Below are 6,502 nucleotides of genomic sequence, written 5' to 3'. Positions count from 1 at the left end.
CCTTCGGCAGCTCCTACAGGGAAATGCATTCCAATGTAGGAGCTGCCGAAGGCTGCGATCTTTTGATCTTGTTTCTTTTGGTAAAAAATCCAACCAAGCACTTGCTTGGTTGACTACGCTTGCTCCAGACCAAAAAAACAGGAGCGAGTCGCATGTCTGCCGCATTCCGATTGCCGCTGGACGTGTTTTACGAACGTGAAGCCCGGCATCCGCGCCAGCGCTTTCTGGTGCAGCCCACTGGCGGCGGGCAGGTCGAAACGCTGACCTGGGCTGACGTCGGCCACCAGGCTCGCTGCGCCGCGCACTGGCTGCGCGCCCGCGAATTGCCGCAAGGCAGCCACATCGCCCTGATCTCGAAAAACTGCGCACATTGGATCATCGCCGACCTTGCCATCTGGATGGCCGGGCACGTTTCGGTGCCGCTCTATCCAAATCTCACCGCCGATTCCGTGGCGCAGGTGCTCAAACACTCGGAAAGCGTGCTGGCGTTTATCGGCAAACTCGATGACTGGCCGGGCATGTCCAGCGGTGTGCCAGCGAATCTGCCGACCATCAGCCTGCCGCTGCATCCGCCCGGCGAATTCGATTTCAACTGGGCAGACCTGCAACGCAGTTCACCCATCCAGGACGATCCGCGTCCTGCCGCCGAGCAACTGGCAACCATTATCTACACCTCCGGCACCACCGGGCTGCCGAAAGGCGTGATGCACAGTTTTGCCAACCTCGGTTTCGCCACGACGCGCGGCACGCAGCTGTTCGGCCTCAACGAGAATGACCGACTGCTGTCATACCTGCCGCTGTGCCACGTTGCCGAGCGCATGTTCGTGGAACTGGCGTCGATCTACACCGGGCAGACGGTGTTCTTTGCCGAGAGCCTCGAGACCTTTATCACCGACCTGCAACGCGCACGACCGACCGCGATGTTCGGCGTGCCGCGGATCTGGACCAAATTCCAGATGGGCGTGTACAGCAAGATACCGGCGAAACGCCTGGATTTCCTGCTCGGACTGCCGTTCATTGGCAAGCGGGTAGGGCACAAAGTCCTCGCCGGGCTGGGGCTGGACGCGTTGCGCGTGGCGTTGTCCGGCGCCGCGCCGGTGCCACAGACCTTGCTGACCTGGTATCAGACACTCGGCCTCGATGTGCTCGAGGTCTACGGCATGACCGAGAGCTGCGGCTACTCGCACATCTGCCTGCCGGGCCAGTACAAACAAGGCTGGATCGGCAAACCGTGCCCGGATGTCGAGGTGCGCATCGATGAGTTGGGTGAAGTGCAGGTGCGCAGTCAGGCGAACATGCTTGGCTATTTCAAGGAACCACAGAAAACCGCCGAAACCATCACCGAGGACGGTTTTCTGCGCACCGGCGACAAGGGCGAGCAGGACGCCGAAGGACGTCTGCGCCTGACCGGGCGGCTCAAGGAAATCTTCAAGACCAGCAAGGGCAAATACGTCGCCCCGGCGCCGATCGAAAACCGCTTGGCCGTGCACTCACGGATCGAGCAGGTCTGCGTGGTCGGCGACGGTTTGAGTGCGCCGCTGGGCTTGTGTGTGCTGTCGACGGTCAATCAGGAGGAGGGCCGGGCGAGTCTGCATTCGAGCCTGGAAAAACTCCTCGAAGACGTCAACGCCGTGCTCGACAAGCACGAACGCCTGCGCCGACTGGTGGTGGTCAAAGACAGCTGGGCCGTGGAGAACGGCTTCCTCACGCCGACCCTGAAGATCAAGCGCAACGTCATCGAAGACACTTACGGGGCGCGGTTCGAAGAATGGAGCGAGCGCAGCGAGGCGGTGCTGTGGCAGGATTGAGCGACCATTACAACAACAAAGGAAGTCTGCGATGAGCTTGTGGCGTACCACTCCCGACATCGAGCAGTTGAACGCGATCCAGAAAAACACCATCGGCGAAGTGCTCGACATCCGCTTCGAATCCTTCGACGAAGAATCGCTGACCGCGAGCATGGTCATCGACCATCGCACCCACCAGCCTTATGGTTTGCTGCATGGCGGTGCGTCGGTGGTGCTGGCGGAGTCCGTCGGCTCGATGGCCAGCTACCTGTGCATCGACGCCAGCAAGTTCTATTGCGTGGGCCTTGAGATCAACGCCAACCATTTGCGTGGCTTGCGCAGTGGTCGGGTGACGGCGGTGGCCAGACCGATCCATATCGGCCGCACGACTCACGTATGGGATATCCGCTTGACCAGTGACGAAGGCAAGGCCAGTTGCGTGTCGCGGCTGACCATGGCCGTGGTGCCGTTGGGTGAGCAACCGCCGGCGCGTTGACGGATTTTCAAGATCAACCGATCGCAGCCTTCGGCAGCTCCAACAGGGGACACATTCCAATGTAGGAGCTGCCGAAGGCTGCGATCTTTGTTTTTGAAGCATCTCCACCACCATTTCTGGCAGTTATGGTCATTGCTGTGGCGCAAGGTCTTACGGACAATCAACGCCACGTTTCCCGCTCATGGATTTACCGGTATGTCGCAACCGATCTTTTTCGCCCACGCCAACGGGTTTCCCTCGGGCACCTATGGCAAGTTATTCGCGGCGCTGGCGCCGGAATACCGGGTCGCGCATCTGGAGCAGCATGCCCATGACCCGCGTTTCCCGGCGGATGACAACTGGCACAACCTGGTTGATGAACTGATCCACCATTTGCAGCAGCAGGATCAACCGGTGTGGGGTGTCGGCCATTCCTTCGGCGGCGTGCTGCACCTGCATGCGGCGCTGCGTTGCCCTGAGCTGTATCGCGGCGTGGTGATGCTCGATTCGCCGGTGCTGACCCGCACTGATCAGTGGGTGATTCGCGCCGCCAAGCGTTTTGGCTTCATCGACAAACTGACCCCAGCCGGGCGCACATTGGGTCGCCGCGAAGAGTTCGCCGACCTCGACAGCGCGCGCAGCTATTTCGCCGGTAAAACCCTGTTTCGCGGTTTCGATCCGGAATGTTTCGACGCCTATCTGCAACACGGTCTGCACCAGGTTGGCGACAAGCTGCGGCTGCGCTTCGATCCGGCGACCGAAATCAGCATTTATCGCGGCGTGCCCCACACCAGCCCCGGTCGCACCGGACAATTGCAAGTGCCGCTGGCCGTGGTGCGCGGGCACAAGAGCCGCGTGGTCATGCGCCATCACACCCGTTTCGTTTCGCGTCTGGCCCAGGGCGAGGCGCTGAGCATGCCTGGTGGACACATGTTCCCGCTTGAGCGTCCGCAAGACACCGCACGCCTGCTGAAGACCCTGTTCAGCCGTTGGGAAAACCGCCAGGACAAGGATTGCGCATGAGCCCGACCTTCGAAGAAGTGCGCCTGAGCCTGCCGCATATCGAGTTGGCCGCGCATTTGTTCGGTCCCGAGGACGGCGTGCCGGTGATTGCCTTGCATGGCTGGCTCGACAACGCCAACAGCTTTGCCCGGCTGGCGCCGAAACTCAAAGGCCTGCGCATCATTGCCCTGGACATGGCCGGGCACGGGCATTCCGGGCATCGACCGAGTGGCGCCGGTTACGCGCTGTGGGACTACGCCCATGACGTATTGCAAGTCGCCGAACAACTGGGCTGGAAACGTTTCGGCCTGCTCGGGCATTCGATGGGCGCAATTGTTTCCATGGTGCTGGCCGGCTCGATGCCGGAGCGCATCAGCCATTTGGCGCTGATCGACGGCGTGATTCCTCCTACAGACAAAGGCGAAAATGCTGCCGAGCGCATGGGCATGGCCCTGCAAGCGCAACTTGATCTGCGCGAGAAGCGCAAACCGGTCTACAACACCCTCGACCGCGCCATCGAAGCGCGGATGAAGGGTCTGGTAGCGGTCAGTCGCGAAGCCGCCGAATTGCTCGCGCAACGCGGTTTGATGCCAGTGCCGGGCGGCTACACCTGGCGCACGGATAATCGCCTGACTTTGCCGTCGCCGCTGCGCCTGACCCAGGAGCAGGCAATGGCTTTCGCCCTGCGCGTGAGTTGCCCGGCGCATTTGGTGGTCGCCGCCGATGGCATGCTGGCCAAACACCCTGAGCTGCTGGAGCGTCTACCCTTTAGCCGGGAACAGCTGCCCGGCGGGCACCATCTGCACCTGAACGATGAGTCGGGCGCGGGTCTTGTCGCAGACTGTTTCAATCGGTTCTTCGCCATTCCTTGACTTGCCGTGGGCAACTGTCGAGGCTGGGCGGGTTGAAATGGGAGACAACCACGATGGATCTTTATACCGCTGCGACCCCGAATCACACAGTCACGCCGATCCGATGAGCCTGACTATGCGGTCACTCAGTCTGTTGGCACTGTGCTGTTTCAGTTCCGTTTCTTTCGCCGCCGATGTGCCGGGCAGTCACGATCTGCAGATCGTGCCACGGCTGGCCGATGCGCAAATCGTCGACTATCGTCCGCCGGCCGAGCTGGAGCGGATCTATCCGCTGGGCTCGATCCGCAAGATCAGCGGCCAGTTGCGTTTCGACGGTCAGGTGATCGCGCGTGGGCAAACCACCTCGGTGACCTACGAGTTACCCCCGGAACACTCCGCCACCGAAGCGTTCACCGCCGCCCGCGAGGCCTTGCAGAAGCAGGACGCCGAGTTGCTGTTCTGGTGCCAGGCGCGTGATTGTGGTGAAAGCAGCCTGTGGGCCAACGAGGTATTCGGCAACTCCAAGTTGTATGGTGCTGACGAGCAACAGGCCTATCTGCTGTTGAGGCTGGCTGCGCCGCGCGACAACACGCTGGTGGCGCTGTACAGCATCACTCGCGGCAATCGCAAAGCCTATCTGCACGTCGAACAGTTCGAAGCAATTGCGCCGCTGGGTGAGTTGCTGCCGACCTCGGCGACCCTGTTGCGTCAACTCAAAAGCACCGGCGAGCTGGATTTCCCCGATCGAGTCGATGAGCCGGATGACACTTGGCTGCGTCTGATTTCCCGTGGACTCAACCTCGATACGACATTGCGCATCACGGTGTCCGGGCCCAAGGCCGAGGCCTGGCGTCAGGCCCTGATCAGTCAGGGCGTGCGCGCTGCGCGGATGGAAACCGGCACTGTCGAGGGTAAAGGCCTGCGCATCGACCTGTTGCGATAAGCTGTGGTGAGCGAGCACGCACGGCGTGTTCGCCTACTCTTGGCCTGACTGATTTTTTCGAGACCCTACATGCTCAATAACGATCGCCTGCTGGTGCAGATCCTCTTGCTGGTGCTGTTCGGCGCCAGTCTTTGGGTGATGGCGCCGTTCTGGTCGGCGCTGTTCTGGGGCGCGGTGCTGGCGTTCGCCAGTTGGCCGCTGATGCGTCTGCTGACCCGCTGGCTCAATGGCCGCGAATCGCTGGCGGCGGCCATTCTGACCCTGGGCTGGATGTTGCTGGTGGCGGCGCCCTTGGTCTGGCTGGGTTTCAACCTGGCGGATCATGTGCGCGATGCCACGGCGTTCATCAAGGACGTGCAGGTTGACGGTTTGCCGGAGGCGCCGGTCTGGCTGGGCGGTGTGCCGTTGGTGGGCGAGCGGCTGGTGGGGATCTGGAACAGTATCGATCAGCAGGGCGCGGCGCTGATGGTCTCGGTCAAACCTTATCTGGGGCAGGTCGGCAACTGGTTGCTGGCGCGCAGCGCGCAGATTGGCGGCGGGATTCTCGAGCTGACGCTGAGCATTGTTTTTGTGTTCTTTTTCTACCGCGACGGGCCCCGGCTGGCGGCGTTTGTGCACAGTCTGCTGGAGCGCCTGATCGGTGATCGCGCCGGCTATTACATCGAACTGGTGGCCGGTACGGTGCAGCGGGTGGTCAACGGCGTGATCGGGACGGCGGCGGCGCAGGCGATTCTGGCGCTGATCGGGTTTTTGATTGCCGGGGTTCCCGGGGCTCTGGTGCTCGGAATTGTCACGTTTTTGCTCAGCCTGATTCCGATGGGGCCACCGTTGGTGTGGGTGCCGGCCACGGCTTGGCTGGCGTGGAAGGGTGAGTATGGGATGGCGGTGTTTCTCGGGATCTGGGGGACGTTCATCATCAGTGGCGTGGACAATGTGCTCAAGCCGTATCTGATCAGTCGTGGCGGCAATTTGCCGTTGGTGATCGTGTTGCTCGGGGTGTTTGGCGGGTTGATTGCGTTTGGGTTTATCGGGTTGTTTATCGGGCCTACGCTGTTGGCGGTGGCTTATAGTTTGTTGACGGATTGGAGTAAGAGTCAGGCCCGGGTTTAAGACATGGCGGCCTTTGGGCCGACCATGCGCAGGTTGTTTTGGGTGAATATCTGTTTCTGCGGGTGGTGCTGATTACGGTTCCGCCCTTACGGCGGGTCACTTTGGCAAACGCCCCAAAGTAACCAAAGGTCTGTGCCCTGACGTTCGGCCCGCTCGCTGGGGCTCGGGGTTCCTTCGCTCCGGGATCGATCCGGGCGCAGCGCCTACGGTTTGCTTCGCTGCACCTCCTCTCGCTGTGTTTGGCTGCGCCAAACGGTCGCTGCGCTCCCACGCCCGGATCAATCCCTCCACTCAGCCTGCCGACGGGCTCTAAGATCAAAAGCGGTACTCGAGC

Annotated in this window: 6 protein-coding genes; all 6 read left to right on the top strand. The window is 61.4% G+C overall.

All coding sequences use genetic code 11. The features are described from left to right. Nucleotides 1-152 precede the first annotated feature (152 nt). The 6 genes from EJA71_RS09855 to EJA71_RS09830 all read left to right on the top strand — a co-directional run bounded on the left by EJA71_RS09855 (nucleotide 153) and on the right by EJA71_RS09830 (nucleotide 6,168). The gene (locus EJA71_RS09855; RefSeq protein ID WP_158956380.1) at nucleotides 153-1,808 is read left to right on the top strand and encodes an AMP-binding protein; all 1,656 of its coding nucleotides are present in this window, start codon (nucleotides 153-155) and stop codon (nucleotides 1,806-1,808) included. 31 nt (nucleotides 1,809-1,839) lie between these two features. Further along, on the top strand, nucleotides 1,840-2,283 hold the full coding sequence (locus tag EJA71_RS09850) for a hotdog fold thioesterase (RefSeq protein WP_158956378.1): 444 nt from the start codon (nucleotides 1,840-1,842) through the stop codon (nucleotides 2,281-2,283). A gap of 195 nt (nucleotides 2,284-2,478) precedes the next feature. Beyond that, the gene (locus EJA71_RS09845) at nucleotides 2,479-3,285 is read left to right on the top strand and encodes an alpha/beta fold hydrolase (protein ID WP_158956376.1); all 807 of its coding nucleotides are present in this window, start codon (nucleotides 2,479-2,481) and stop codon (nucleotides 3,283-3,285) included. Next, complete coding sequence (locus tag EJA71_RS09840) at nucleotides 3,282-4,136, top strand: alpha/beta hydrolase (protein WP_158956374.1); 855 nt, start codon at nucleotides 3,282-3,284, stop codon at nucleotides 4,134-4,136. The genes EJA71_RS09845 and EJA71_RS09840 overlap by 4 nt, the downstream gene beginning before the upstream one ends. A 115-nt stretch (nucleotides 4,137-4,251) precedes the next feature. Beyond that, nucleotides 4,252-5,058: a DUF4892 domain-containing protein gene (locus EJA71_RS09835; RefSeq protein WP_158956372.1), complete on the top strand. Its 807-nt coding sequence runs from the start codon at nucleotides 4,252-4,254 to the stop codon at nucleotides 5,056-5,058. Nucleotides 5,059-5,127: 69 nt separating this feature from the next. Beyond that, a complete protein-coding gene (locus EJA71_RS09830; RefSeq protein WP_158956370.1) occupies nucleotides 5,128-6,168 on the top strand; it encodes an AI-2E family transporter in 1,041 nt (346 codons plus the stop codon). The last annotated feature ends 334 nt before the right edge of the window (nucleotides 6,169-6,502 follow it).

Origin of the sequence: Pseudomonas sp. PB106 (assembly GCF_009764645.1) — a bacterium.
Taxonomy (GTDB): Bacteria; Pseudomonadota; Gammaproteobacteria; order Pseudomonadales; family Pseudomonadaceae; genus Aquipseudomonas.
This window is presented reverse-complemented; position numbering and strand designations above follow the sequence as displayed.